Source organism: Mesorhizobium sp. dw_380, assembly GCF_018588885.1.
Classification (GTDB): Bacteria; Pseudomonadota; Alphaproteobacteria; order Rhizobiales; family Rhizobiaceae; genus Mesorhizobium.
In genome coordinates this window covers 15,683-41,660 of the sequence record NZ_JAFFIW010000028.1, presented here as the reverse complement: position 1 = coordinate 41,660, position 25,978 = coordinate 15,683, and the positions used below count along the sequence as shown (strand labels likewise).

Here is a 25,978-nt window from a genome sequence, read left to right as displayed (position 1 = left end):
TCCCAATGACTATCACTACCCCTGAGACCCAACGGCCAAGCACCTTGGCCGCGGTGGTCACCTCCATACCTACGAGACGTTCTATGAAACGCGTCCAGTATGACCGCTACGGCGGCCCTGAATTGATGAAGCTCGAGACTTTCGAGCTTCGCGCGCCGGGCAATAGTGAGGTTGCCGTAAAGGTCAATTTCGCAGCCATCAATCCAATCGACTGGAAAGTGCGCAACGGCGCGCTGAAGATGGTGACGGGAAAAACCTTTCCCCGCGCCCTGGGCAGCGACTTTTCTGGGACCGTCACCTCGGTTGGTCCCGGCGTCTCGCGCGTCAAGATTGGCGATGCCGTGTTTGGCCTGGCGCCAATCAAAGATGGCGGCGCAATCAGTGAAGCCGTGACCGTGCCGGAGAGCTTCCTTGCCAAGAAGCCGAATTCCATTTCCTTCGAGGAGGCGGCGTGCCTTGCCACCCCCGGCATCACTGCCTGGAATGGCCTCATCGACAAGGCGAAGCTGACGGCCGGGAAGCACGTCTTCATCAACGGCTGCACTGGCGCCGTCGGCGAGTCGGCGGTTCAAATCGCCCGCATGCTCGGCGCGACAGTGTCAGGCAGCTGCAGTGCTGAAGCCATGCAAAGAGCCCGCGATCTCGGCGTTCAGACCGTATTCGATTATCGCAAGACTGACCTTTCGAAGATCAGCAATCGCTTCGATGTTGTCTACGACACCGCCGGCACAATGACGGTTTCGGTTGGGCTTGGCCTGCTTCGCAAGGGCGGCGTGTATCTGGACATTGACCCGACGCCGGCCAAGTTCATCCGCGCTCTTTTCAATCGGCACCTCAAGCCAATCATATGCACGGCGCGCGCCGACGTTCTTGACAACCTTGCCCACGCGGCTGGCGAGGGTGCGCTCAGGCTGCCGGTGGCGGAAGTCGTTCGCCTTCAGGATGCGATTCCGCTGGTGACCGCCCTTGAATCCGGCCGCAAACTCGGTGGAAAAGGCTTGGTATCCATGGCCTAACAGCCCGCTGCCAAAATTTGGCAAGAGGTATGCTAGGATGGTCTCATGTCCAAGAGTAACCGGCTTTTCGAGCTTATGCAGATGTTGCGCCGGCACCAGCGCCCCGTACCGGGCACTGAGCTTGCGCTCGAGGCCGGGGTCTCTCTACGGACCATCTATCGTGACATCGCGGCCCTGCAGGCGTTGGGTGCGCAGATCGAAGGTGAGCCGGGCTTTGGGTATATCTTGAAGCCCGGCTTTCTGTTGCCGCCGCTGATGTTCTCGGAAGACGAAATGCACGCCCTCACCCTGGGAGCGCAGTGGGTAAGCCGGCAGACGGATCCGGGCCTCGCACTCGCCGCGGAAAACTTGCTTGGTAAGATCGGGGCGGTGCTGCCCGTCGAACTCCGCTCAACCTTGAATGAGAACGCCTTCCATGTCGGCCGTACGCCAGCCCATGCGAAGGAGATCGATTTGCAAATGGTACGTCAGGCGATGCGCGAGCAGCGCAAGCTTCTCATTACCTATCGTAACCCCGTGGGGCCTGAAACCGAGCGGATCATTTGGCCAATCATGCTTGGCTTTGTCGAGACGAAACGCTTCGTCGCGGGCTGGTGCGAGTTGCGGCAAGACTTTCGGCTGTTCCGCACGGATCGAATTGGTCGCGCGGAGTTACAGGCCAGCCGCTACCCGGGGCGCCGCCGCGATCTGGCCAAACAATGGCGAGCCAAGGTTGATGGCGAAAATGCGAAATTATCCGGCTGACGTGATCATCCATTGCTTGCGACGGTCTGTTCGACCCTCAGGCCAGTAGGGCCGTTCTAGCGCGACATCCATGATCACCGCGCCACCTGCCGTTACCCAAAAATCCGCTCGCCCTGTTCATCCACCAGCTGGATGCCCTTCTTGATCGAGATGTCCACGGCGTCGTCGAGCCCGGCGAAGCGGTCGGCGCGGATGAATTTGTGCTCCTTCATCACGCCGTCGATCTCCTTGGAGACGATGCCGCAGGTCTGGTACTGGCCCTCGGCCTTGTAGGGCGTGGCGCTGATCAGGAAACCCTTGTGCTCGACCTGCTTGGCGGGTGCCGCGGGCTCGGCCGCTTCACCGCCGCCGCCGCCGAAAAGACGTTTCAGAAAAGACATTGCTCAAATCTCCTTGTTCGTCCTGCAAACCGCGGCTTCTTCGCGATTCACGACGCCGTTGTCTCAGCATGCGCGAATGTGCCCCCGCGTTCCAGCCCCCTGATGAAGACCGAGACCAGCAGCTCGATCTGCCGGCCGATCTCGTCAGCCTGCCGGTGAACGGACTTACCCGCGTAGCCGCTGGTGACGATGCCGTGCACGCTTGACCACAATGTGCGCGCGGCGATCCTGCGCGTATCGGCGTCGAGGTCGAAGTCGCCGCCGGCGAGCACGCCGGCGATGATCTCGAACAGCTGGTCGAGCCGCGCTTCATAGGCATCCGGTTCGGCCAGCGTCGGGCGGCGCCTGTTGAAGGCCAGCAGTGCCGGCCAGCTGCCCGGATGCGCCTCGACGAAGCGCACATAGGCGCCGGCCAGCGCCAGCAGGCGCTGGCGCACATCGGTGATGCCGCGCCTGCTAAGATCGGCCATTGCCGCCGCGCCGGCCGCGCCCAGCCGGTCGAGCAGCCGCATATTGACGGCACGATGCACCCCGTCGAGATCGGAAAACAGATTGTAGACCGAGCCGACCGAGATGCCCGCCTGTTCGGCGATTGTCCTCGCCTTCAGATTGTCCATGCCGCCCTCGTTGAGCAGCGTCTCGGCAATCGCCAGCACCCGCTCACCCGTCTCTTCCTTGTCCAGTGCCATGCTTGTCCCTGAATTCATGCCTGCGCGGAACGCTGGTTCGAACCGCGATCTCCCTTTTGTTACCATACAAAGGCTTTCGTGAACAGCGTTCAAAAATGCCGTCGATCTGTCGACCAAGGGCTATTGGGCCATGGGCATCCTGCTGCTCACCGGCAGCCTGGTGAACCTGGCCAAATACCGCACCGACGAGCGCCTGTCGGCCGAAATGACCGCCAAGATCGAAAAGGCCCGCAACGAAAAGCTGATCAGCGAGTATGTCGGCAAGGAATGATGCCGGCACGCCCTGACGAAAAAAGCCCGGTCTCCCGGGCTTTTTTGTGCTGTGCAGAACTTGGTTTCCTCGCCCCCATGTAATGGGGGAGAGGTGGCCGCGAAGCGGTCGGAGAGGGGGCTGCGGCGTAGGCGAGTTTCCTCAGAATACATTAGAGGTCGAGCCACTCCCCCTCTCCGTCTCGGCTTCGCCGAGCCACCTCTCCCCCCACATTCGTGGGGGCGAGGAACCCGGGCCTTGCCCAGTCGGCGCCCAAATACCGCCGTATTACATCACTTGTGCGACAGCGCTTCCAGCGCCTCGGCAGCGGCTTCGAGAATGGCGATCGCCTCGGCCTGCTTTTCAGCCGGCCCATCGACAATGTCGCCGAGCGCCGCGCGCAGCCGGTGGCGGATGGCGCGGAATTCGTCACGCGTTTCCGAACGCTCGCCACGACCACCACGGCCACCGCGCCGGTCCTCGCCATCGTCGTTCCAGCCGAACCAGTCGCGTGCCTTGGCCATCTTGCGGCCGAAGCGCTCGAGATGGTCGAGCACGCCGTCGATCATCTCGCGATTGTCGGCCAGATGCGCCTGCCCGGCCTCGGTGATCGAAAACACCTTCTTGTTGCCTTCGCTCGACGAGACGGCATAGCCGGCCTCTTCCAGGAAGGTCAGCGTCGGGTAGACCACGCCCGGGCTCGGGCTGTAGATGCCGCTGGTGCGCTCTTCCAGCGCCTTGATGATGTCGTAGCCATGGCGCGGCGCCTCGGCCAGCAGCGACAGCGTGATCAGCTTGAGGTCACCGTCGGCCAGCATGCGGCCGGCGCGGAACATGTCGCCCGGGCCACCACGTCCACCGCCGCGACCGCCATGCCCGAACGGACCAAAGCCGCCGCCCCCTCTGCCACCAAATTTGCCGGCCATGTGCATGAACATGCGCTCGCCGAAATGATTGTGCCCGAATTGCTTGTGCATTGATTGCTCCTTGAGTTCTATCTTACGATATATCTTAAGTAAGCGCACACGTTTGCGGAGTCAAGATATATCTTACGATGTATCTGAACGCTCCGCCAGCCATTGGATCCGACCATGTCGAACGGCGGCTACGGGCTCGCTACCAGCGGCCCTTGCGGCGGTTCCAGGCGTAGAGGAGATCGGCGAAGCGATCATAGGCGAAGCGTGTCAGCGGCAAGGCGATCGGATTGCCGAACAGTCTCGCCAGCCAACCCTCGCCCGGCGTTGCCGTCCACACTGCAATCGCCACATCGGCGCCGACCAGCAAGCGGCCATGCGCATCGGTGGCATGCAGCCGGCGGCGAACATCCTCCAGCGACGCGCCAAATCCGGCAAGCGCTGCCGGCTCCAGATTGATGTCGCGAAACGCGATCCGCCCGGCCTTGACCGCTTCGATCAACCTTCGCTTCTGCCAGTTGATACCGGCATCGCAGACAGGGCAGCGGGTGTTGTACCAGACAGTCAGCATGGCCCGGGGACTTGGTTGGCAACGCACCTCAGGGACCACGGACGATCGGACGCCGTCAAGAAGGGCCCGATCGGTTGCGCGTAAACGGGAAGGGCTCGCACCCGCCGGTCCGAGCCCTTCCGGTGCCTAGCCGAGCGAGGTGATGATCTCGCGATAGGCGAATTCGGGGAAGGCTTTCAGGGTCCGGGTCCTGACATTGCCGGCCGCCGCCAGCATCAGCGAGAAACGCGCCAGGATCGCGTCGTCGGGTGCTTCAACCACCGCCACCATGTCGTATTCCCCCATGGTCAGGTAGAACGCCTTGAACGACCCGCCCATGTCTCCCAGCTGCTTCCTGGCGGCATCGAGACGCTTTGGTGACTCGCGCACATTTTTGGCGCCCTGCTCGGTCCAATTCATCAGCACGATGTAGCTTGTCATGGCACACCTCCCTCCGGGGCCACGGAGCACGGCACTCAGGCCATGTCGACACGGCCTCGACCGGGGCGGGCTTCCGGGGTTGTCGCCCAGAAATGCATCCGACGCGGGATTATCCTCCCGAAGGGGATGAGCCGCAAGGGCGAACACCACACGAAAAAGGGCGCCGGTGGCGCCCTTGATCTCAATATGATCGGTAAGTCTCAGCTATCCAGGAAGCTGCGCAGCTTGCGGCTCCGGCTCGGGTGCTTGAGCTTGCGCAGCGCCTTGGCTTCGATCTGGCGGATGCGCTCGCGGGTGACCGAGAATTGCTGGCCGACTTCTTCAAGCGTGTGGTCGGTGTTCATGCCGATGCCGAAGCGCATGCGCAGAACGCGCTCCTCGCGCGGCGTCAGCGAGGCGAGCACACGCGTCGTGGTTTCGCGCAGATTGGCCTGGATTGCCGCATCGATCGGCAGGATCGCCATCTTGTCCTCGATGAAATCGCCCAGATGCGAATCCTCCTCGTCGCCAACCGGCGTTTCGAGCGAGATCGGCTCCTTGGCGATCTTCAACACCTTGCGCACTTTTTCGAGCGGCATAGCGAGCTTTTCGGCCAGTTCCTCCGGCGTCGGCTCGCGGCCGATCTCGTGCAGCATCTGGCGTGAGGTGCGCACGATCTTGTTGATCGTCTCGATCATGTGCACCGGAATGCGGATGGTGCGCGCCTGGTCGGCGATCGAACGTGTGATCGCCTGCCGGATCCACCATGTCGCGTAGGTCGAGAACTTGTAGCCGCGGCGGTATTCGAATTTGTCGACCGCCTTCATCAGGCCGATATTGCCTTCCTGGATCAGGTCGAGGAACTGCAGGCCGCGATTGGTGTATTTCTTGGCGATGGAGATGACGAGGCGCAGATTGGCCTCGACCATTTCCTTCTTGGCGATCGCGGCTTCGCGCTCGCCCTTCTGCACCTGGTTGACGATCTTGCGGAATTCCAGGATCGAGATCGCGGTTTCGGTGGCCAGATGCTGGATCTCGGCACGCAAATCCTTGATCGCGTCCTTCTCGTTCTTGGTGAATTCCTTCCAGCCGCGCGAGGTCAAATTGGCGATCGAGCGCGTCCAGTTGGGGTCGAGCTCGGAACCCTGATATTCCTTCAGGAACTCCTCGCGGCGCACGCCGTAGCTTTCGGCGAGCCGCAACAGCTTGCCCTCGTTCTGCACCAGGCGCTTGTTGATGTCGTAGAGCTGCTCGACCAGCGCCTCGATGCGCGCCGTGTTGAGCGACAGCGACTTCACCGCCTTGATCAGCTGGTCCTTCAGCTCCTTCAGCCGGCGGTCCTGGCTGGGCGACAGCGTGCCGGCGGCGGCCAGTCGGTTCTCGACCTGCTGGTCCTGCAGCTTGCGCAGCTTCTTGTAGGTGTCGGCGATGACGTCGAGCGTCTCCATCACCTGCGGGCGCAGTTCCGCTTCCATGGCCGCCAGCGACAGGCTGGCCTCGTCCTCGTCTTCCTCATCGTCGTCCGTCAGGCCGCGCGTGTCGGCGCCGACATTGGTGATGTCTTCTTCCTCGTCACGTCCGCGGCGCGGCTTTTCCTCGGCCTTGGGCGCTTCCTCGATGCGCTCGACCACCGGTGCCTGCTTGGCTTCGGGGCCGGCATAGGTGGCTTCGAGATCGATGATCTCGCGCAGCAGGATCTTGGATTCGTTGAGCTCGTCGCGCCAGATGATGATGGCCTGGAAGGTCAGCGGGCTTTCGCACAGGCCCGCGATCATCGTCTCGCGGCCGGCCTCGATGCGCTTGGCGATGGCGATTTCGCCCTCGCGCGACAGAAGCTCGACCGAGCCCATCTCGCGCAGATACATGCGCACCGGATCGTCGGTGCGGTCGGTCGGCTCTTTCTTGGTGGTGGTGGCGGCGACGGCCGTGCCGGTCTGCTCGGCCAGCTCGTTGGCGTCTTCCTCGGCATCGGCCGCGGTGTCGCCGGCCTCGGCCTCTTCGCCCTGCTCGTCATCCTCGACGACGTTGATGCCCATGTCGGACAGCATCGCCATCGTGTCCTCGATCTGCTCGGAGGTCACTTCCTCGGAAGGCAGCACCGAATTCAGCTCGTCCATCGTGACATAGCCGCGCTTCTTGGCGGCCTTGATCATCTTCTTGACAGCATCATCGGAAAGGTCGAGCAGAGGGCCATCGGTGGCGCCTTCGCGTTCGGTCTCGACCTCTTCCTTTTCCTTTGTCGCCATAGTCTTTATCTTCTCCTAGCGGCCAAAGCTTGGGGCCGCGTAAGCTGTCGGACCAGTCAAATCGGATACGCTCGTTTTGGAACGCGCTTCACCGGGCCACTAACCGCATCATCTCTTTTGTTTGGTGCATGTCGTTGCCCCAAAACCGGTTTCCACTCTTGGACGACCACTCTTGGGCGACATGCATTAAGTCCAGATTAACCCTGATATCTGTGGCAGGGGGCCTGCCTGTCCAGTGACCAGTACCTTCACATCGACGCATTTCCCGTCGACGCGGGTGCGGGTTAATGTTTCGAATCGACCTGATTCCGCCATTCTGTCCGAAGGTCAAGCGCCCTGTCGCATGATTCGCATGAAAAAAGCGAATCAATTACCCGACTTAGCGCGCCCAGCCCCCTGGGGAAGCCCGGCCACGCTCTCATTCCGGCACGCACTTGCACTTAGGCTCGCCCGGCCCTGCCCGAGGATACGCCGAATCCTTCGATCAGCGCTTCCGTCGCTTGCACATCGCTGAATTGCGCCTGAATTTCGATCAGATGGCGGAAATTTTCATCCGAAGGATCCGCTTCGAGCGCCGCTTCCGCCTGTTTCAGCTCCTTATGTAAGGTGCGCGCGCTGCGCTGCAAGTGCAGCGCCTGGTTCAGGGCGTCGCGGGCATCGTCGAGTGCCGCCGTCTCCAGCGCCGGCCATTGCCGCGCCCGCCGGATCAGGCCAACGGCGCGCTCCCAGATCTCGGCGCAGCCGGCGCGCTCGATCGTCGCCACCACGGCGTGGCGGTCATTGGCCATGTCATGCGCCATCGCGTCGAGGATAGCGGCGTGCAGCCGCCTCAGCTCGGCATTGGCGAGATCAAGGAACTCGACATGGGCGAAATTCTCGTCGATCAGCGGTGGATGGTTGACCAAGGCGACGATGATCGTCGCCTCGCGCACCGACATTCCTTCGCTGCCGCGCTTGACCAGCGCCGACTGGCCGAGGCTTTCGGTGATCGCCATGCGCCCGCTGCCGGCCTTGGCGAATTGTCCGCCGGGTCCCGGCGTCTTGCCCTGGCCGCGCTCGCCTGGCCGGCCGCCGCCATCCTGGCGACCTTGCCGCGCGTTGCGCTGCGAGCCGAAGAAGCTCAGCACCCGCTCGCGCATCTCCTGTTGATAGTGGTAGCGCAGGCTTTCATCGCGGATGCGGCTGGTCAGCTCGCGCAGCGTCTTCTCGAGTTCGGCCCGCCGCTCCGGCGTGTCGAAGACGCCGCCCGCCGTCTCGCGCATCCACAAAAGATCGACCAGCGGCCGCGCATCGGCCAGCACGGCACGGAACGCGTCCGGCCCTTCGGCCTTGACCAGGTCGTCTGGATCCTTGCCTTCCGGCAGCAGCGCGAAGCGCGCCGAGCGCCCGGCCTGCACCGATGGCAGCGCCAGATCCGCCGCCCGCCATGCCGCCTTCAGCCCGGCCTTGTCGCCGTCGAAGCACAGCATCGGCTCCGGCGCCATGCGCCACAACAGCTCGAGCTGGTTTTCCGTAAGCGCGGTGCCGAGCGGCGCCACGACATTCTCGAAGCCGGCCTGCGCCAGCGCGATCACATCCATATAGCCTTCGACGGCGATGACCGTGCCGCCCTTGGCCAACGCCCCCTTTGCCATCGCTTGGCGGGCGCGGGCGAAATTGTAGAGCACATTGCCCTTGTGGAAGAGCTCGGTGTCGGGCGAATTCATGTATTTGGCCACCGCATCGGCTGCCAGCGCCCGGCCCCCGAAAGCGATGATCTTGCCGCGCGAATCCGGGATCGGAAACATGATGCGGTCACGGAACCAGTCATAGGAGACCGGGATGTCATCGCCATGGCGCACCAGCCCGCAGGCCTCGATATCGGCTTTCGGCACGCCTTTTGCCGCGAGATGCTCCTTCAGCGCGTTGCGGCTGTCCGGCGCGAAGCCAAGCCGGAACGAATGCTGCGTTGCCGGCGTCAGCCCGCGATCGCGCAGATACGCGCGGGCTTTGGCCCCTTCCGGTCCCTGCAATCGTTCCTGAAAGAAGGCGGTCGCCATTTCCATGACGTCGGTCAGGCTGGCGCGCTCCTTCTCGCGCCGTTCCTCCTGCGCGTCGCGAACCGGCATCGGCACACCGGCCATGTCGGCGATCTTCTCGACCGCCTCGGGAAAGCTCATCCCGTCGAGTTCGGTAAGGAATTTGAAATGGTCGCCCGAGACCGAGCAGCCGAAACAGTGGTAGCGGCCCTTCTTGTCCTCGCAATGGAAGGACGGGCTCTTCTCGCCATGGAACGGGCAGCAGGCCCAGTAGTCGCCACGCGGCGCGTTGGTCTTCTTCCTATCCCACGCGACACGCGTGCCGATCACTTGCGAAATCGGCACGCGGTCGCGTATCTCGTCGAGGAAGGCGGGCGGAAAGCGCATGTGGGGAACTCGTTTCCCCACCATATAATCATGCGCGCCAAATCCGACGACCCCTAATGCAGGGGATGCCCGGTTTCCACAGGGCAAAAGGCGGCGCGACCGATATTCTGTCGGTCAATCGCCTTCGTCGACCAAACTCTCGACCGGCAGCTCAAGCGCGCGAGCCAGCCGCAACCAGAGCGCGACGTCGCCGCCGCGCTTTCCGTTCTCGATTTCCGAAAGATAGTTTTGGGTCACGCCAACGGAGGCGGCAAGGACGGCCTGGGTCTGCTTGCGATATCTGCGCCAGAAGGCGAGCGGAGAAGTCGCGGCAACAAGAGCCCGTGCTTCATCCGGCGTAAGGCCGGGAAGCTGGCCGGCGCGAAACCCACCAAGCGACTGCGCGTGTTCAAGTAACTCGCGCAAGGCATCCAGTTCGCTGCGCGGCAGGATAGCCAGCTCCTCGCCACCCGGCGTCGTGACATAAGCAACGTTGTTCATCTCGGCATTCCTTCAATCATAGACCGATCCACGCGGTCCGATCTTCGTGACGATGATTTCCTGATCCGTCTCCTCGAAGACCACGCGGTAGTCACCGACCCTCAATCGCAGGGCGGTCGAGCCCTGCAGATCCTTGACCATGTTTGCAAGGCTGCTCGGGTCCCCGGCATATCCTTCGATCTTCGCCAGGATTCTCTCGGCATCCGCTCGATGCTTCCGCAGCGCCTTGACAGCCAGAGGGAGAAGAATGACCCGCTTCACTTCGAAAATATCGCATACTGTGATATTTCAGGCAAGACGGTTCTGACTTTGTCGCGAGGGGACGAAAAAAGGCGGCCGTCTTTGGCCGCCTTCCTTTAAGCCCAGTATCGCGCGGATCTAGCGGATTTACTGCGCGGCGATGGCGCCGAAGATGATGCCGGACAGGATGCTCACCAGCACATAGTCATTGCCGACACGGATCCACTCCTGGCCGGGGCCGGGACGGCGCAGGCCGTAACGGCCGTAGTCACGGATCGGCTGGTGGCGTTTCCAGTTGGAATATCGCTGGCCGTTGCGCCAGTGGTTGCGCTTCATGACGACCCTCTTCTTGACGACGCGTTTCTCGACATGCCTGCCGGGCTTCTGCCAGTCGACCTTGGTGTAATTCGACGGTGGCGCGGCCGGCGCATTCATCGGCGCGGCCTGACCGGTGAGCTGGGTGGCCGCCAGCATCGAGACGGCGAGAACGGAAAGAACGATGCGTTTCATGAGAAGTCTCCTTGGTTGTCGATGCCCCGAGGAGTAACGGTCAATGGATGAACTGAAACTGAACGTCAGCATTACAATTGTGTAATGAATTCCGTCGTTTACTCCAGAAATTTGAACATCATCGCAAAGGCCGGCACCAGCTAACTCCGAAGGCGGCCATTCTCTCCTGTCCGGCCCACGGCCCGGCTGTGCAACCATTTACGTCCCCGTCCGTTTCCGACGCGGTCCGTCGCGCCCCGGCGGCCCTTGAAATCGACAAAATTTTATTATCCGGCTAAAATATTCCAGCTATTATCGATGACTGCCATGACCATGATTCGCAACCTCGCTTTCCGCCCTGCCCGTCACGCTCTCCGCGTCGCGGCTCCTGCTTGCATGCGGGCGCCAAGATGAGCGGTTCCGTCGTCCTCTTGCATCTGGCCGGCGCCGTGGCGCTGATGCTGTTTGCCACCCGCATGGTCAAGACCGGCGTCGAGCGTGCCTATGGCGATGTGTTGCGACACAAACTGCGCGCCACCATGCGCAACCCGATCATGGCGGTGCTGGCCGGAACCGGCCTTGCGATCGCGCTGCAAAGCTCCACCGCGGTCACCCTGCTGGTCGGCTCGTTCGCCGGTTCAGGCATCGTCTCGGGTGCCGCCGGCCAATTGGCGGTGCGTGGCGCCGAGATCGGCTCGGCGCTCGTGGTCAAGCTGTTGACCTTCGACCTCACGCTGCTGGTGCCGCTCTGCCTGATCACCGGCACGGTGATGTTCATGGCCACCGAGCGGCGCGACTGGCGACAGACGGGCCGCATCCTTGTCGGCATCGGCCTTCTGATCCTGTCGCTGGAAATGATCGGCCAGGCGTCGGAGCCGCTGCGCAACAGCCAGCTCATGCCGGTCATCATCAATTATTTCTCCAGCGATTCCATCACCGCCTATCTGCTGGCGGCGCTGATCACCTGGCTGTTCCAGTCGAGCATCGCGGCGGTTCTGCTGATGGCGACGCTCGCCGGGCGCGGCCTGATCAGCCCCGAGCTCGGCGTCGTCCTCATCCTCGGCGTCAATCTCGGCTCCTCGATCATCGCGCCGATGCTGACCCGCTCGGCCGGACCCGCCGTGCGCGTCGTGCCGATCGGCAATCTCCTGATGCGTGGGCTTGGCTCGCTGGTCATGCTGGTCTTGTTCATGATTTTCAGGCCGCATGTCGGCTTCCTCGGCGCGACGGCGGCGGACCAGATCGTCAACGCCCACATCCTGTTCAATATCATCATCCTGCTCACCGGCCTGCCGCTGGCCGGTTTCGTCTACCGCACCTCGGAGAAGATCGTGGCGCTCGGCACCAAGGCTGCGCCGGCAGCCTCGCTCGACGTCATCGAGTTGTCAGCGCTCAACGAAAGCGCGCTCGACGTGCCGAGCCAGGCGCTGGCCAACGCCACACGCGAGGTGGTGCGGGTGTGCGAGACGGTCGAGATCATGCTGAAACGCATCATCGAGCTCTATGAGAGCGCCGACAGCGACAAGATCAAGGCGCTGGCTGCCCTCGACGACCGCGTCGACCGCAAGCATGCGGCCATAAAACTCTACCTCGCCAAGATCACCAAGAACCCGCTGACCGAGGACGAGGCGCTGCGTTGCCAGGAACTGATCGGCGCCTGCGTCAAGCTCGAGCAGGTCGGCGACATCATCGTGCGCAACATGCTGGTGCATGTTAAGAAGAAGTTCGACCGCGGCCTGGAATTCACCGACGAAGGCTGGAGCGAATTGAGCGCCTTCCACGGCTCGGTGCTGGCCAATGCGCGGCTTGCCTTCAACGTGCTGGTGTCGCGCGATCCCGAAACCGCCCGCCAGCTGGTGCTGGAGAAGGACCAGCTGCGCGACCGCGAGAAGGAAACCAGCGCCAGCCATTTCCTGCGGCTGCGCGAAGGCACCGCCAAGAGCGTCGAAACCAGCTCCATCCACCTCGACACCATCCGCGACCTGAAGCAGATCAATTCGCTGCTGGCCTCGATGGCCTATCCGGTGCTGGAAGAGCGCGGCCTGCTCACCGGGTCGCGGCTGAAGGCGAGCTGAGGCGGTAAGAGATTTGCCGCACCGGCATGAACTTGGGAACAAGGTTGCGTCATCCCTGCGTAAACGGCAAAATTAGTCTTTGCTCATCCTGCTGTCGGTCGGCTAAGCATCGGGCCCCACCGGGAGGAAATCGATGGATACCCATTCGCGCAGTTTCGCCAAGGCGCTTTCCTGGCGGATGACCGGCACCATCGACACGATAATCATCTCCCTGGTGGTGACGGGAAGCGTCAAGCTGGCGGCCGCCATCGGGGTGACCGAGGTCTTCACCAAATCGCTGCTCTATTATTTTCACGAGCGGGCGTGGCTGAAGATCCCCTATGGACGCAAGACCCCGGCCTGATGCGACCGGTCAAGAAAAGCTAAAGCGGCGACAAAAATTTCTGGATTGCCGGCAACCCCCATCCGTGGTTTGAGGCTGCATTCGAGGATGCAATTCCCGCCATGTCGCTGCCGCTCATCGCCCTGTTCATCGCCGCCTTCGCCTTCGGCACCACCGAATTCGTCATCGCCGGCGTGCTGCCGCAAGTGGCGGAAGGGCTTGGCGTCTCGGTTCCCTCGGCCGGCTATCTCGTCTCCGGCTATGCCTGCGGCATCGCCATTGGCGGTCCGCTGCTGGCGCTCGCCACCAAGTCGCTGTCGCGCAAGACATTGCTGCTCGGCCTCGCAATCGCCTTCACCATCGGCCAGGCGGCCTGCGCGCTGGCGCCCGACTTCACCTCGATGCTCTTGTTGCGCATCGCCGTTGCGGTCGCGCACGGCGCCTATTTCGGCGTCGCCATGGTGGTCGCGGTCGGGCTGGTGCGCGAAGATCAGCGCGGCATGGCGGTGGCGGTCATCCTGTCCGGCCTCACCGTCTCCAATGTCATCGGCGTGCCGGCCGGCACCGCGATCGGCAACATCTGGGGCTGGCGCGCCACCTTCTGGGTGATGTGCGCGCTGGGCGTGGCGGCAACTTTTGCCATGGCGGCGCTTCTGCCGCGCACCACCGGATACCAGGCCAAGCCCGCCGGCCTTGCCCGCGAGGTCCGCGTGCTGGCGCGCCAGCAGGTCTGGACCTCACTGATCCTGATGCTGATACTGATGATCGGCCAGTTCGGCCTGTTCACCTACATCACGCCGACACTGCTCGAGATCACCGGGCTCGACGAGAACCTGGTGCCCTGGGTTCTGCTGCTCAACGGCGTCGGCGCCACGCTGGGCGTCTTCCTCGGCGGCAAGCTGTCCGACTGGAAGCTGATGCCGTCGCTGATCACCATGCTCGCTTTGCAAGCGGTGACGCTGGCGGTCATCTACGCCGTCAGCCCGTATCCCGTGCCGATGATCGTGGCGATCGTCGTCTGGGGCGGTCTCAACTTCGCCATCGGCACCCCGATCCAGACCCGCATCCTGGCCTGGACGGCCGACGCCTCGAACCTCGCCTCCTCGCTGATCCCGTCGGGCTTCAATGTCGGCATCGCGCTCGCCGCGTCACTGGGCGCCGCCATGCTGAATGCCGGCTACGGCTATCGCAGCCTGCCGCTGCTCGGTGTCTTCGCCATGCTGGTGGCCGTGGTCGTCGCTGTCGTCTCCAATGTCTGGGAAGGGCGCAGCAACGCCACACCGCCGCTGATGGTGCCGGCCGAGTAGGGCCATGTCAAAGCCCTCACCCGCGCCAGCGCAACAGGCGCATGGCGTTGGCGGTGACCAGCACGGTGGCGCCGGTGTCGGCCAGGATCGCTGGCCACAGGCCGGTGATGCCCAAAATGGTGGTGACCAGGAACACCGCCTTCAGCCCCAGCGCCACGGTAATGTTCTGGCCGATATTGGCCATCACCGCCCGCGACAGCCGCACCATGCGGGCAACGTCCATGACACGGCCGTGCAGGATCGCCGCGTCCGCCGTCTCCAGTGCCACATCAGTGCCGCCGCCCATGGCGATGCCGATATCGGCGGCGGCGAGCGCTGGCGCATCGTTGATGCCGTCGCCGACCTTGGCCACTGTCAGGCCCTCGCGCTGCAATTCGCCGACGATGCGCTGCTTGTCCTGCGGCAACAGTTCCGCGCGCGCCTCGATGCCGAGCGAAGTGGCGATAGCTTGTGCCGTGCGGCGATTGTCGCCGGTCAGCATCACCGCACGGATGCCCTCGGCCTTCAGCGCCGCTATCCCGGCCGCCGCATCCGGCCTCGGCTCGTCACGCATCGCGATCAGCCCTGCCACCACGCCGTCGGCGACCAGAACGGAGACGGTCCTGCCCTGGCCGGTGAGGCTGTCGACGGCAAGCCGCTGCGCTTGCGTCATGTCAGCGCGCTCGCCCGCCGCCTGACCGGAGCCGAGGAAGACGGTGATGCCGCCGACGCTACCCTCGACGCCCTTGCCCGAAATCGCCTTGGCCGCCAGCACCGGCGCCTTATCGGCCTTGGCCTTGTCCAGGATTGCCGTCGCCAGCGGATGGCTGGAGCCTTGCTCGAGCGCTGCCGCCAGCGCCAACACGCCGCGCTTGTCGCGGCCATAGGCCACGATGTCGGTAACCACAGGTTTGCCCGCGGTCAGCGTGCCGGTCTTGTCGAAGGCGACCGCCGTGATCCGGCGAAAGCCTTCCAGCACCGCGCCACCCTTCATCAACAGCCCACGCCGTGCGCCGGTCGCAAGACCCGCGGCGATCGCCGCCGGCGTCGAGATGACCAGAGCGCAGGGGCAGCCGATGAGCAGGATCGCCAGTCCCTTGTAGATCCATTCGTTCCAATCGCCGCCGGCAACCAGCGGCGGCAACAGCGCCACCAGCGCGCCAACCACCAGCACGCCCGGCGTGTAGACGCGCGAGAAGCGGTCGATGAAGCGCTCGGTCGGCGCCTTGGCTTCCTGCGCCTCCTCCACCAGGCGCACCACCTTGGCGATGGTGTTGTCGGAGGCCACCGCCGTCACCCGCACTTTCAGCACGCCATCGCTGTTGATCGTGCCGGCAAAGACGGTTTCCGCGACGCCCTTGCGCTTCGGCGTGCTTTCGCCGGTCACCGGCGCCTCGACTATATCGCTCGACCCCTCGACGATCTCACCGTCGGCCGGGATGCGATCGCCCGGCCGCACCACGATGATGTCGCCGACCGCAAGCCGGTCGGCGGGAATCTCTGATGTGCCGCCTGCCCGCTCGACCAGGGCCGTCTTCGGCACCAGATCGGCCAGACCCTGTATACTGGCCCGCGCACGGCCGGCGGCCACACCTTCCAGAAGTTCGCCGATCAGGAACAGCACCACCACGGCGGCGGCTTCTTTCGTGGCGTTGATCATCACCGCGCCAACAGCAGCGATGGTCATCAGCATCTCGATCGTGAACGGCGTGCCGGCCAAGGTCGCCATCAGCGCACGGCGCGCGATCGGCACCAGCCCGACCAGCAGTGCGGCCAGGAAGACCCAGCGCTCCGCCGCCGGAAATAGATGACCGATGCCGTAAGCGGCAAGAAGGGCTGCGGCGCACGTCAGCGTCAGCGCCGCGCGCCTTGCGCGCCACCACGCCTGCCCCGATTCGGCGCCGCTGTGGGGACGAGATGACCCTGCGGCCTGTCCGCCGCGATGATCATGGCCCGCATGGTCCTGACCTTCGTGGTCATGATCGGCATGGTCATCCGCCCCGGGTTTCGGGGTCGCCAAGGATGAGCGTTTGCTGTTTCCGGCCTCAGCCTTGACGATGCCGTAGCCCAGCCGCGCCACCTGCCGCAGCACCTTGTCGTCATTGAGCGGACCGCCGTGGCTGACGGTCATGCTGGCGCCGGTCACCGAAACCGAGACGTCGGCGACACCGTCGAGGCGGCGCACCGCCGTATCGATCTTGACCGCGCAGGAGGCGCAATCCATGCCGCCGATCTTGAATCGTGTCTGCCTGGTTCTTGCCTGGTCGAGGGGAGCCGTCATCACATCACCTGCCCGCTTCTTTGTCCGCGCTGCGTGCCGCCGCATGGGTCTTGATCCTTAATGTCAGGCACTGTAATTGCTCTAGTCACTAGAGCTTCAAGAGGCAAAATTCATGCTTTCGATCGGTGATCTCTCCCGCCGCACCGGGGTCAAGGTGCCCACCATCCGCTACTACGAGCAGATGGGCCTGGTCGCCGCGCCCGAGCGCTCGGAAGGCAACCAGCGCCGCTATGGCAGGCAGGAGCTGGAGCGGCTGGCCTTCATCCGCCACGCCCGCGACCTCGGCTTCGCGGTCGAGGACATCCGCGCACTGATCGACCTCAGCGGCCACCCCGAGCAGCCCTGCGGCCATGCCGACAAGATCGCCGAGGAACAACTGATTTCGGTGCGCGAAAAGATCGCCCAGCTAAGGCGGCTGGAAACCGAGCTTGAGCGCATCGCCTCCTGCTGCGACGGCAAGACGGTCGGCGACTGCTATGTCATCCGCGCGCTGTCGGACCACGCGCTGTGTGCCGACGAGCACGGGTGAGGATGGTTCGGCCCTACAGCTCGATACGGAACCGCAAACTTTCCACCCCGCCATAGGCGGCATCCTTGAAGAAGCGCTCGACGAGCCTGCCGCCATTGGCCAGGATCACCTTGTGCGATGCCGGATTGCCCGGCTTGGCGGTGATCTCGACATAGGGCAGGCCAACCCTTCTCGCCTCTTCCAGCATCAGCCGCAAGGCCTCGGTGGCATAGCCGCGCCGCTGCTTCCAAGGCACGACCGCATAGCCGATATGGCCAAGCACATGGGACGGCAGTTCGGCCGTGCCCTTCTGCCAGCGGAAGCCGATCGAGCCCGATGCCTCGCCGTCCCAGATCCAGCGGCGGAACCCCGGCAGGCGCGGCACCTGTGTGCCGTCGGGCAAGGTGACGGCCGGCCCCTTGCCCTCGGGATCATCGAGGTCGGCCAGGAACGCCACCGGATCGTCCTCCATGGCCGCGAGTTGCTCGCGCGTCGCCTCCATGAGCCTAACATTGTCCGGCGACCAGCCGCGCTCGAGCGCCGCCCTGTAGGACGGCAGATGTTCAAGCGCTGGTTTGACGATCTCGACCATGATCCATGCTCTCCTCAGAAAGCAGGCATAATCGTAGCCGGGAGAGCGCTCAAGCCAATGCCGCAAGCCTTGGACCAGCATCTCCGTCTAAGGCCTGTTCGTGGGAATTTGCGGGTGTGCTAAACAAGATGTGTCTCGCCGATCGGTGTAAGGTCTTTTATGATTGCCTGGTGGTGGCAACACCGCAAAGATTCGCAAAATGGCTTCGGCAGGAGAATTGAACCGGTGCGGTTGAGATCTGTCCCGTTGGGTGTCGCCACGCTCCTCGGTCTCCTCGTCTTGGCTATAGCTCTGTCGGCATCGGCCCGGTCCTTCGCTGCGCTGCAGCCATCTGGTGTCCCGGCCTGGCTGCAGGCGCATGTCGGCGACGCGGACGGCCAGATCTCGGCTGTGGTGCTGGAGCGGGCGCGCGCGCTGTACCTGAAAAAAATGGCGCAAGGCGCCGTCAGCAATCCCTGCTATTTCGCCATGGACGCCACACGTCCCGGCGATCTCGGCAATGGCGTGCTCGGGCGCCGGTATTATGTCGTCTGCGAAGCCAGCCGGTCGTTTCGCGCCATCTCATCGGGTCACGGCGGCGGCCGGAACCTGAAAGGCACGGTCGATTTTTCAAACGGCAGGCGCTGCGCGAAGAACTTCGGTAATGCCATGGATTCGGAGCTGACCGCCGGCGGCGCCTATATGACCCGCGAGGCGAAAACCTCGTTCAAGGGCTATTATCGCACCGGCGCGAAACAGGACGTGGCTTTCCAGCGCACCTTCATACAGTTCGACGGCGAAGGCGAAGCCGCCAACGCCAGGCAGCGCGTGATCGGCGGCCATGCGGCCCAGGTGCTGCGCGGCATGTGCATGCGCAAAAGCCCGAACAGCTCCTATGCCGACCACGATGGTCTGGCACCGTTCGGCAAGCTGGTGGACTATGCCGGCGGCCGCAGCAATGGCTGCACCAGCTGGTCGCCGGCGGATGCGCGGCAGATCATCGCGATGGTCAAGGACAAGCCGACGACGCTCTACATCTACCCGGAATCGCGCGACATCGCCGCCGTCGCGCAAGCATCGGCAAAAGGCCATTCGCTGTCCGGCACTGACCTCTACTGGAACGCATCCTGCCTGAAGGAAATCGGCGCGCCGAAATTCTGGCCGCGAAAAACCCTCGAACCGATCATCGTGCAATACAAAAAAGACCACCCGGCACCGCCACCGCAGCCGGTGCCGATGTGCAAGCAATCGTAAGGTCCGCTCCGCCCTTGGGAAAACGGACCCTACGGGATCGCATGCCAGTTCAGCGCAGGAAACCGAGCACAGCCCCGATGAATTCGGCCGGGTATTCCACGTTCGACAGGTGAACCGCAGGCAGCATAACCAGCTTCGCGCCAGGCACCGCTGCCGCGATCAGCTCGCTGTGGCTGGCCGCCGTCACCGTGTCGTGCTCGCCGGCTATCACCAGCGTCGGCCGGTTGATCAACGCCACGGTGCGGCGAAGGTCGGCATCGCGAACCGCCGCGAACAAACCCGCCAGGCCTTGCCGGTCGATCGTCAGCAGCATGGCGCGGAATTCCTCGATGACGGGCTCATTGGCCGCCACCATCCGCGCGGGGAACCAGCTGTTGAGAAATGTTTCGGCGGTTTCCGACATGTCCGGCGCCTGCCGGACGACGGCGATCCGCTCGTCGAAATAGCTTGCCGGCCCGAGATGGGACGAGGTGTTGCTCAGGATCAGCCGGTCGATCCGCTCGGGCGCATGGATGCCGAGCCACTGCCCGACGAAGCCGCCCAGCGACAGGCCGAGGAAATGCACGCGTCCAAGGCCGAGCGCATCGAGCAGCTCGATCACGTCGCGGCCAAGCCGGTCGAGAGAATAGGCGCCGACTGGCGCACTTGATCCGCCATGGCCGCGAAAATCGTAGCGCAGAACACGGAAATGCCTGGACAGTTCGCCGACCTGCCCGTCCCACATATGCAGCGTGGTGGCGATGGAGTTCGACAGCACCAGCACCGGCTTGGTCGCGTCGCCGTCAAAGCGGTAGGCGATGCGCGTACCGTCGCCAACCGTCACGAAATTCAGCTCACTCATGATGAAATTCCTTTTGGAGCGTTGAATGAGGCAGAGCGTAGCCGCGGTCCGTTTCTGGTGATATTACAAAGATAGGACAATCTCTGTAGACAAAGCTGACATGGCCGAATTCACCTTGCACGACCTGCAGTGCTTCGACGCGGTGATCCGAACCGGTGGTTTTCAGCCGGCAGCTGCCCTGCTGCACCGCTCGCACCCGGCGGTGTTCGCCGCCGTCGCCAAGCTCGAACGGCAGCTCGACCTCGTCCTCCTGGATCGCAGCGGCTATCGCGTGCGCCCGACCGAGGCGGGGCTGTCTTTCCATCGTCGCGCGCAAGCGCTGCTGCGCGAACTGGAAGGCCTGCGGGTGCACGCCGCCCAGCTTTCAATGGGCGAGGAGAGCGAGATCCATGCCGTGATCGGCGACCTCTGCCCGCGCCCGCAGGTGCTGGGCATGCTCGGCCGGTTCTTCGCCCAGTGTCCGGGCACACGCCTGCATCTGCACTTCGAGGCCGTCGGCGGCCCGTGGGAGCGGCTTTTCGACGACGAGGCCGATCTGATCCTGCACTGGATCGACAAGGGCGATGCGCGGGTCGAATGGATCGATCTGTGCAAGGTGCCGTTCATTCCCGTGGTGGCGCCGGGCTTTCTGCCGGAGGGCATCGAGCAGCCGATCACGCTGGACCAGATGCAGGCGCTCACCCAATGTGTGATGCGCGACACCGCCCGCCATTCACCGCAACGCGACTACTTCATGATCGAAGGCGCGCCGCAATGCCTGGTGGCCGACCAGGGCATGAAGAAGGAGATCATCCTGCAGGGTCTCGGCTGGGGCCACCTGCCCCGCTTCCTGATCGAGGACGAACTCCATGACGGAAGCCTGCACTCCATTGCCGGCCGGCATATGCCGGGGCGCACCGACGAGCTGGTGGTGGCGCGCCGCCGCGATCGGCCGCACGGACCGATCGCCAACCGCCTGTGGGATCACATCCAGCAGGAAGCGCCGGCATTGCGCCGCGCATTGGAGCCGGGGAATCTTACTTCATAGGGCAAACCGGAACAGGCGCTTGAAGCCCTACTGCAGCAGTCCCTTGACGATGCCGCTCGCCTTGCCGAAATCCATCTGGCCTGCATATTTCTGCTTCAGCGCGGCGATCACCTTGCCCATGTCCTTCTGGCTGGCCGCACCGGTGGCGGCGATCGCCTCGCGCGCCGCGGCCGCGATTGCCGCATCGTCGAGCTGCGTCGGCAGGAAGCCGCGGATGATCTCCATCTCGCCCCGCTCCTGCGCTGCCAGTTCCGGCCGTTTGCCGTCTTCGAATGCCCTAGCCGATTCCTCGCGCTGCTTCACCATCTTGGCCAGGATCTGCAGGATCTCCTCGTCGCTGGCCGGCTCCTTGCCCGCTCCGCGATTGGCGATGTCGCGATCGTGGATGGCGGCCTGGATCAGCCGCAATGTCGGCAGCCGGTGCTTGTCCTGCGCCTTCATCGCGCTCTTCAGGGATTCGGCGATTTTTGCGCGCATCGTGCTCTCTCCTTCGGTCGGCGCGGACAATAGCGCCGGGGGCAAGCCAACGCAAACCCTGATATTGCCTGGCAAGCCTCTGATATTGCTTGATGAAATAAATCAGAGCCGCATCTCGCATGATCATTGACCGCCCTGCCCCCTTCCCCTATGTACTGGGCCTTGCATGAACTGAAGCTTGACTGCGTGGGAGCCGCGAAATCGCCGCTTCGCGCCGTTTGCCGCGCAGATTGCCCGCCGGGCTAGGAAGCGCGCGGCCTGATAGGAGTGCCGCCATGGCCGAGATGACGCCCGCCTGGGCCACCGAAAAGCCGACCGCCCTTCTGGTGCTGGCCGACGGCACCGTCATCGAGGGCCGCGGCCTGGGCGCCACCGGCTCCGCCGTCGCGGAAGTCTGCTTCAACACCGCACTCACAGGCTATCAGGAAATCCTCACCGACCCGTCCTATGCCGGCCAGATCGTCACCTTCACCTTCCCGCATATCGGCAATATCGGCACCAATGGCGAGGACATCGAGGATCTCAACCCGGCCGCCCGGGCCGGCGCCGTGGGCGCGGTGTTCAAGGCCGATGTTACCAACCCGTCCAACTACCGCGCCGCCGGCGATCTCGACCAGTGGCTGAAGAAGCGCGGCATCGTCGCGCTGTCGGGCATCGACACCCGCGCGCTCACCGCGTTGATCCGCGAAAAGGGCATGCCCAACGCCGTCATCGCGCATGCCCCCGAGGGCGTGTTCGACCTCGACGACCTGAAGCGGCGCGCCGCGGCATGGTCGGGCCTGATCGGCCTCGATCTCGCCAAGGAGGTCACGTCAGGCCAGTCCTCGGTGTGGCGCGAGACGCCCTGGGTATGGGACGAAGGTTTTGGCGAACAGGCCGAACCCTCCATGCACGTCGTGGCCATCGACTATGGCGTCAAGCGCAACATATTGCGCCTGCTCGCCGGTCTCGGCGCCAAGGTCACCGTGGTGCCGGCCAAGACTGGAGCTGAAGAAATCCTCGCCATGCAGCCGGACGGCATCTTCCTGTCCAATGGCCCCGGCGACCCGGAAGCCACCGGCGACTATGCCGTGCCGGTCATCCGGGATCTGCTGAAAACAGACATTCCGGTGTTCGGCATCTGCCTCGGCCACCAGATGCTGGCGCTGGCGCTGGGCGGCAGGACCGCCAAGATGCACCAGGGCCATCACGGCGCCAACCATCCGGTGAAGGATCACACCACCGGCAAGGTCGAGATCGTCTCGATGAATCACGGCTTTGCCGTCGATGCCGACTCGCTGCCATCAGGCGTCGAGGAAACCCACGTCTCGCTCTTCGACGGCTCGAACTGCGGCATTACGCTCACCGGCCGCCCGGTGTTCTCGGTCCAGCATCATCCCGAGGCTTCCCCGGGCCCGCAAGATTCCCACTATCTGTTCCGCCGCTTCGTCAACCTGATCCGCCAAAAGCGCGGCGAGGAATTGCTGGCCGAACGGGCTTGATGCTGCACGTCAGCGATTGCGATAATATCGCTTAACGCGGAGCGATAAATCTGCGATATTACCGCCGGTGAAGACGATTGTTCTTTCTGCATCGGCGGCTCGCGATCTCGATAACCTGCCGGCTGATGTCCGCGAGCAGGTCTCGGAAGGTTTGATCGCTTACGCAGTCAGCGGCCGTGGAGATGTAAAGCGTCTTGCCGGCAGGGACGGTTACAGGCTGCGGATCGGTCGCTACCGCGTCATATTCGATGAAGATCGTATCACCATCCTCGCGGTCTACATCGGCAAGCGGGAAACGACTACCTATATCAGGCGATAGGACAGCACATCATGAACGCCCCGCAAATCATAAAGACCTCAACCGGCGAAGAACTGGTCGTCATCCCGAAGGCCGACTACGAGGCGTTGCTTCATGCTGCCGAAGAAGCTCTCGAAGACGCTGCGGATGTGGCCATCTATGATGAACGAAAGGCTGAACTCAAAACGGAAAAGACCCTGCCCGCCGACGTGACGATGGATATTTTGCGGGGCTCCAGCCGCCTCAGAGCGCTGCGCAACTGGCGCAAGCTGACGCAAGCCGAGGTGGCAAATGCCATCGGTGTCAGCCAAGGTTTCCTGTCGGATCTTGAATCCAATCGCCGCAAGCCATCGGCACAGACCAGCGCCATGCTGGCGAAGACGTTGGATGTCCCCGGCGAATGGATCGAATCCTAGTCCGACTTACGCCACCGGCCGGCCTTCGCTGGCTTCCAGTATGGCGAACCATTGCTGGCGGTCGAGGTTGATCTCCAGCGCCTTGACCATCGCCGCCAAACGTTCGGGCTTCATCGAACCCATCACCGGCAGCAGCCGGGCCGGATGACGCAGCAGCCAGGCAATGGCGACAGTGGCGAGATCGCCGGCGCCGACTTCGGCGGCCACCGCCGCGAGCGCCGCCCGCACCCTTGCTTCCCGGCTTTCCATGCCGGTGAACAGGGAACCGCCGCCGAGCGGCGACCAGATCATCGGCGCGTAGCCGAGACGCTGCGCGTGATCGAGACTGCCGTCAGTCAGCGCCGATGTCTTGAGCACCGACATCTCGATCTGGTTGGTGGCGAGCACGAAAGGGAGTCGCGAGGCCAGGAGATCGAACTGCGACGGTGTGAAATTGGAGACGCCGACCGCCCTCACCTTGCCCGATTTGACCAGTCCGGCCAGTGCCGCCGCCGTCTCGTCGGCATCCATCAGCGGATCCGGCCGATGCAGCAGCAACAGGTCGAGATAATCGGTGCCGAGATTGGTGAGCGAACGGTCGACTGAAGCCAAGATATGGGCGGCGCTGGTGTCATAATGCTTCAGCCGGTTTTGCGGCCGGTTGGGCGAGGCCAGCATGATATCGCACTTCGAGATCAGCTCGATCTCCTCGCGCTTGCCTCTCCAACACGACAGCCCGGCGCCGAACGCCGCCTCCACTTCGTAATTCCCGTAAATGTCGGCATGGTCGAAACTGGTCAGGCCGAGATCGATGGCGGTGCCGATCAGCCGGGCGACTTCCAGGCGCACGGCGCCATTGAACAGGCGCGAGGCACCGAAGACCAGCCGCGACAGCGACAGCCCGTCCTTGGTCAGGACGATGCGCCCGTCACGGCTCATCCATGCGCTCCATCTTCCGCGACATCGGTGGCGACGTTTCTGATTGCCGCCGGCCTCGCCACCTTGGTGACGAAGACGATCAGCGCCAGCACCAGGAAACACGCGCCAACCAGATAGGGCGCACCGCCGAAGGTCACGGGTGCGCTTGGCCCGGTGAACCAGGAAAAGATCGCGGTGTAGAGCAGCGGCGTGATGATCGAGGTGATCGAGAAGATCGAAGTCATCGCGCCCTGCAGTTCACCCTGCGCCGAAGGCGGCACCTTGGCGGCGGCAAGGCTCCTGAGCGGGGGATCGGCCAACGCCTCAAGGCAGCCGACGACGATCACCGCATAGACCATCCAGCCTTGCGAGGCGAAGGCGTAGCCGAAGGCGCTCGCGGCCGTGAAGGTCAGGCCGATGACCGCCGTCCTCCATTCGCCGAGCCTCGGGATGACACGCGGCAGCACGGTGCCCATGACGATCGCGCCGCACAGGCCGAAGGCGCCCAGCGAAAAACCGATCTGCTGCTCGCTCCAGCCATAGCGGTAGTTGGAGACGAAAGACCACACCGCCGGATACATCATGTGGCCGAGCGTCATCAGGAAGAAGACGAGCCCGATCCAGCCAATGCCTTGATACTGGCGCATCTGCAGGAGCGTGCCGACCGGGTTGGCGCGTTTCCACTCGAAGCGGCGGCGGTGCTTGTCATCAAGCGTTTCGGGCAGGAAGAACATCGCGATCAGGAAGTTCACGAAGGCGAGCCCGGCGGCGAAATAGAACGGCACACGCGGTCCGAACGTGCCGAGCAATCCGCCCAGCACCGGCCCGATGACAAAGCCGACGCCGAACGCGATGCCGAGCAGGCCGAAATTCTTCGCCCGGTTCTCATCATTCGAGATGTCGGCGATGAAGGCGGATGTCGTCGAATAGCTGGCGCCGGAAATGCCGGCCAGCACACGCCCGATGAACAGCATCGGATAGGACCAGGCGACCGCGCAGATCAGATTGTCGATCGAGAAGGTCAGCACAGAGGCGAGCAGGATCGGCCGGCGGCCGAAGCGGTCGCTCAAGCCGCCCATAATCGGCGCGAAGAAGAACTGCATGGCCGCATAGACGAAGAACAGCCAGCCGCCCTCGATCGCCGCGCCGCTGATGCTGACGCCGGACAGTTCCCTGAGATAGGCCGGCAGCACCGGCATGATCATGCCGAAGCCGATAATGTCGAGCAGCAGCGTGGTGAAAACCAGCGCAAGGCCCCGCCTGGCGGTTTTGGGGTTGATCATGATTGCGTCAAGCTCCTCTGGCCCGCCCTGGGGCGCAGGCGATGCACCTTATAGGCGAGCCGGCAAAAAGGAACAATGCGAGAACGGGCAGGAATGTTTGATCCTGACAATCCCTGACGGCATCTTTGCCCAGACTAG

28 protein-coding genes are annotated in these 25,978 nt (G+C 63.6%); 12 read left to right on the top strand and 16 right to left on the bottom strand.

The features are described 5' to 3' along the window. Positions 1-83 precede the first annotated feature (83 nt). Together JT360_RS23270 and JT360_RS23265 are read left to right on the top strand one after the other, a co-directional pair. The gene (locus tag JT360_RS23270) at positions 84-1,016 is read left to right on the top strand and encodes an NAD(P)-dependent alcohol dehydrogenase (protein WP_214474495.1); all 933 of its coding nucleotides are present in this window, start codon (positions 84-86) and stop codon (positions 1,014-1,016) included. Positions 1,017-1,061: 45 nt separating this feature from the next. Next, complete coding sequence (locus tag JT360_RS23265) at positions 1,062-1,760, top strand: helix-turn-helix transcriptional regulator (protein WP_214474451.1); 699 nt, start codon at positions 1,062-1,064, stop codon at positions 1,758-1,760. 92 nt (positions 1,761-1,852) lie between these two features. Here JT360_RS23265 and JT360_RS23260 read toward each other — a convergent pair whose 3' ends face one another. Together JT360_RS23260 and JT360_RS23255 are read right to left on the bottom strand one after the other, a co-directional pair. Next, the gene (locus JT360_RS23260; RefSeq protein ID WP_214474450.1) at positions 1,853-2,140 is read right to left on the bottom strand and encodes an HlyU family transcriptional regulator; all 288 of its coding nucleotides are present in this window, start codon (positions 2,138-2,140) and stop codon (positions 1,853-1,855) included. A 47-nt stretch (positions 2,141-2,187) separates the two neighbouring features. Beyond that, a complete protein-coding gene (locus JT360_RS23255) occupies positions 2,188-2,829 on the bottom strand; it encodes a TetR/AcrR family transcriptional regulator (protein ID WP_214474448.1) in 642 nt (213 codons plus the stop codon). A 130-nt stretch (positions 2,830-2,959) separates the two neighbouring features. Between JT360_RS23255 and JT360_RS23250 the strand changes: the two genes are divergently transcribed. Further along, on the top strand, positions 2,960-3,100 hold the full coding sequence (locus JT360_RS23250; protein ID WP_214474446.1) for a hypothetical protein: 141 nt from the start codon (positions 2,960-2,962) through the stop codon (positions 3,098-3,100). 272 nt (positions 3,101-3,372) lie between these two features. Here the strand turns inward: JT360_RS23250 and JT360_RS23245 are convergent, their stop codons facing one another. The 8 genes from JT360_RS23245 to JT360_RS23210 all read right to left on the bottom strand — a co-directional run bounded on the left by JT360_RS23245 (position 3,373) and on the right by JT360_RS23210 (position 10,844). Continuing rightward, complete coding sequence (locus JT360_RS23245; RefSeq protein WP_214474445.1) at positions 3,373-4,056, bottom strand: PadR family transcriptional regulator; 684 nt, start codon at positions 4,054-4,056, stop codon at positions 3,373-3,375. Positions 4,057-4,195: 139 nt separating this feature from the next. Further along, on the bottom strand, positions 4,196-4,564 hold the full coding sequence (locus JT360_RS23240; RefSeq protein WP_214474443.1) for a thiol-disulfide oxidoreductase DCC family protein: 369 nt from the start codon (positions 4,562-4,564) through the stop codon (positions 4,196-4,198). A gap of 126 nt (positions 4,565-4,690) precedes the next feature. After that, positions 4,691-4,984: a GYD domain-containing protein gene (locus JT360_RS23235; RefSeq protein ID WP_214474442.1), complete on the bottom strand. Its 294-nt coding sequence runs from the start codon at positions 4,982-4,984 to the stop codon at positions 4,691-4,693. Positions 4,985-5,184: 200 nt separating this feature from the next. Further along, a complete protein-coding gene (gene rpoD, locus JT360_RS23230; protein WP_214474441.1) occupies positions 5,185-7,209 on the bottom strand; it encodes an RNA polymerase sigma factor RpoD in 2,025 nt (674 codons plus the stop codon). Positions 7,210-7,649: 440 nt separating this feature from the next. Next, complete coding sequence (dnaG, locus tag JT360_RS23225; RefSeq protein WP_214474440.1) at positions 7,650-9,614, bottom strand: DNA primase; 1,965 nt, start codon at positions 9,612-9,614, stop codon at positions 7,650-7,652. A gap of 114 nt (positions 9,615-9,728) precedes the next feature. Beyond that, positions 9,729-10,094 carry a helix-turn-helix transcriptional regulator gene (locus JT360_RS23220; RefSeq protein WP_214474439.1) on the bottom strand — a complete coding sequence of 122 codons (366 nt, stop codon included), beginning with the start codon at positions 10,092-10,094 and terminating at the stop codon, positions 9,729-9,731. Positions 10,095-10,106: 12 nt separating this feature from the next. Next, positions 10,107-10,355, bottom strand: coding sequence for a type II toxin-antitoxin system RelE family toxin (locus JT360_RS23215; RefSeq protein ID WP_214474438.1), 249 nt, complete (start codon positions 10,353-10,355; stop codon positions 10,107-10,109). A 126-nt stretch (positions 10,356-10,481) separates the two neighbouring features. Then, a complete protein-coding gene (locus JT360_RS23210; RefSeq protein WP_214474437.1) occupies positions 10,482-10,844 on the bottom strand; it encodes an RcnB family protein in 363 nt (120 codons plus the stop codon). A 389-nt stretch (positions 10,845-11,233) separates the two neighbouring features. Between JT360_RS23210 and JT360_RS23205 the strand changes: the two genes are divergently transcribed. The 3 genes from JT360_RS23205 to JT360_RS23195 all read left to right on the top strand — a co-directional run bounded on the left by JT360_RS23205 (position 11,234) and on the right by JT360_RS23195 (position 14,527). Beyond that, a complete protein-coding gene (locus tag JT360_RS23205) occupies positions 11,234-12,898 on the top strand; it encodes a Na/Pi cotransporter family protein (RefSeq protein WP_214474435.1) in 1,665 nt (554 codons plus the stop codon). 133 nt (positions 12,899-13,031) lie between these two features. Then, a complete protein-coding gene (locus JT360_RS23200) occupies positions 13,032-13,241 on the top strand; it encodes a DUF2061 domain-containing protein (protein WP_214474434.1) in 210 nt (69 codons plus the stop codon). Positions 13,242-13,342: 101 nt separating this feature from the next. Further along, positions 13,343-14,527 carry an MFS transporter gene (locus JT360_RS23195; RefSeq protein ID WP_214474431.1) on the top strand — a complete coding sequence of 395 codons (1,185 nt, stop codon included), beginning with the start codon at positions 13,343-13,345 and terminating at the stop codon, positions 14,525-14,527. A 16-nt stretch (positions 14,528-14,543) separates the two neighbouring features. Here the strand turns inward: JT360_RS23195 and JT360_RS23190 are convergent, their stop codons facing one another. After that, positions 14,544-16,787: a heavy metal translocating P-type ATPase gene (locus tag JT360_RS23190; RefSeq protein WP_214474428.1), complete on the bottom strand. Its 2,244-nt coding sequence runs from the start codon at positions 16,785-16,787 to the stop codon at positions 14,544-14,546. 112 nt (positions 16,788-16,899) lie between these two features. Here JT360_RS23190 and JT360_RS23185 point away from each other — a divergent pair, with 112 nt between their 5' ends. Next, the gene (locus JT360_RS23185; protein ID WP_214474427.1) at positions 16,900-17,316 is read left to right on the top strand and encodes a MerR family transcriptional regulator; all 417 of its coding nucleotides are present in this window, start codon (positions 16,900-16,902) and stop codon (positions 17,314-17,316) included. 13 nt (positions 17,317-17,329) lie between these two features. Here the strand turns inward: JT360_RS23185 and JT360_RS23180 are convergent, their stop codons facing one another. Then, on the bottom strand, positions 17,330-17,887 hold the full coding sequence (locus tag JT360_RS23180) for a GNAT family N-acetyltransferase (RefSeq protein ID WP_214474425.1): 558 nt from the start codon (positions 17,885-17,887) through the stop codon (positions 17,330-17,332). 225 nt (positions 17,888-18,112) lie between these two features. On the opposite strand from JT360_RS23180, the gene JT360_RS23175 reads away from it, so the two are divergent. Next, entirely contained in the window at positions 18,113-19,120 is a 1,008-nt protein-coding gene (locus JT360_RS23175) for a murein L,D-transpeptidase catalytic domain family protein (protein ID WP_214474423.1), read from the top strand. 49 nt (positions 19,121-19,169) lie between these two features. Here the strand turns inward: JT360_RS23175 and JT360_RS23170 are convergent, their stop codons facing one another. Next, positions 19,170-19,961: an alpha/beta fold hydrolase gene (locus JT360_RS23170; protein ID WP_214474422.1), complete on the bottom strand. Its 792-nt coding sequence runs from the start codon at positions 19,959-19,961 to the stop codon at positions 19,170-19,172. Positions 19,962-20,061: 100 nt separating this feature from the next. Between JT360_RS23170 and JT360_RS23165 the strand changes: the two genes are divergently transcribed. After that, positions 20,062-20,988, top strand: a complete 927-nt coding sequence (locus JT360_RS23165) for a LysR family transcriptional regulator (RefSeq protein ID WP_214474421.1) — start codon at positions 20,062-20,064, stop codon at positions 20,986-20,988. 27 nt (positions 20,989-21,015) lie between these two features. Here JT360_RS23165 and JT360_RS23160 read toward each other — a convergent pair whose 3' ends face one another. Next, positions 21,016-21,465 (bottom strand): GatB/YqeY domain-containing protein, encoded by a 450-nt coding sequence (locus tag JT360_RS23160; protein WP_214474420.1) that lies wholly within the window; start codon positions 21,463-21,465, stop codon positions 21,016-21,018. Between the two features lie 275 nt (positions 21,466-21,740). Here JT360_RS23160 and carA point away from each other — a divergent pair, with 275 nt between their 5' ends. The 3 genes from carA (at position 21,741) to JT360_RS23145 (ending at position 23,660) form a co-directional block, all read left to right on the top strand. Beyond that, on the top strand, positions 21,741-22,946 hold the full coding sequence (gene carA, locus JT360_RS23155; RefSeq protein ID WP_214474419.1) for a glutamine-hydrolyzing carbamoyl-phosphate synthase small subunit: 1,206 nt from the start codon (positions 21,741-21,743) through the stop codon (positions 22,944-22,946). Positions 22,947-23,013: 67 nt separating this feature from the next. Beyond that, positions 23,014-23,265 (top strand): type II toxin-antitoxin system RelE family toxin, encoded by a 252-nt coding sequence (locus JT360_RS23150; RefSeq protein ID WP_214474418.1) that lies wholly within the window; start codon positions 23,014-23,016, stop codon positions 23,263-23,265. An 11-nt stretch (positions 23,266-23,276) separates the two neighbouring features. Next, a complete protein-coding gene (locus JT360_RS23145) occupies positions 23,277-23,660 on the top strand; it encodes a helix-turn-helix domain-containing protein (RefSeq protein ID WP_214474417.1) in 384 nt (127 codons plus the stop codon). A gap of 6 nt (positions 23,661-23,666) precedes the next feature. Here the strand turns inward: JT360_RS23145 and JT360_RS23140 are convergent, their stop codons facing one another. Both JT360_RS23140 and JT360_RS23135 read right to left on the bottom strand, forming a co-directional pair. Then, complete coding sequence (locus JT360_RS23140) at positions 23,667-24,578, bottom strand: aldo/keto reductase (RefSeq protein ID WP_214474415.1); 912 nt, start codon at positions 24,576-24,578, stop codon at positions 23,667-23,669. Then, entirely contained in the window at positions 24,575-25,840 is a 1,266-nt protein-coding gene (locus JT360_RS23135; RefSeq protein WP_214474412.1) for a TCR/Tet family MFS transporter, read from the bottom strand. Before JT360_RS23135 ends, JT360_RS23140 begins: the two co-directional genes overlap by 4 nt. Between the last annotated feature and the right edge of the window lie 138 nt (positions 25,841-25,978).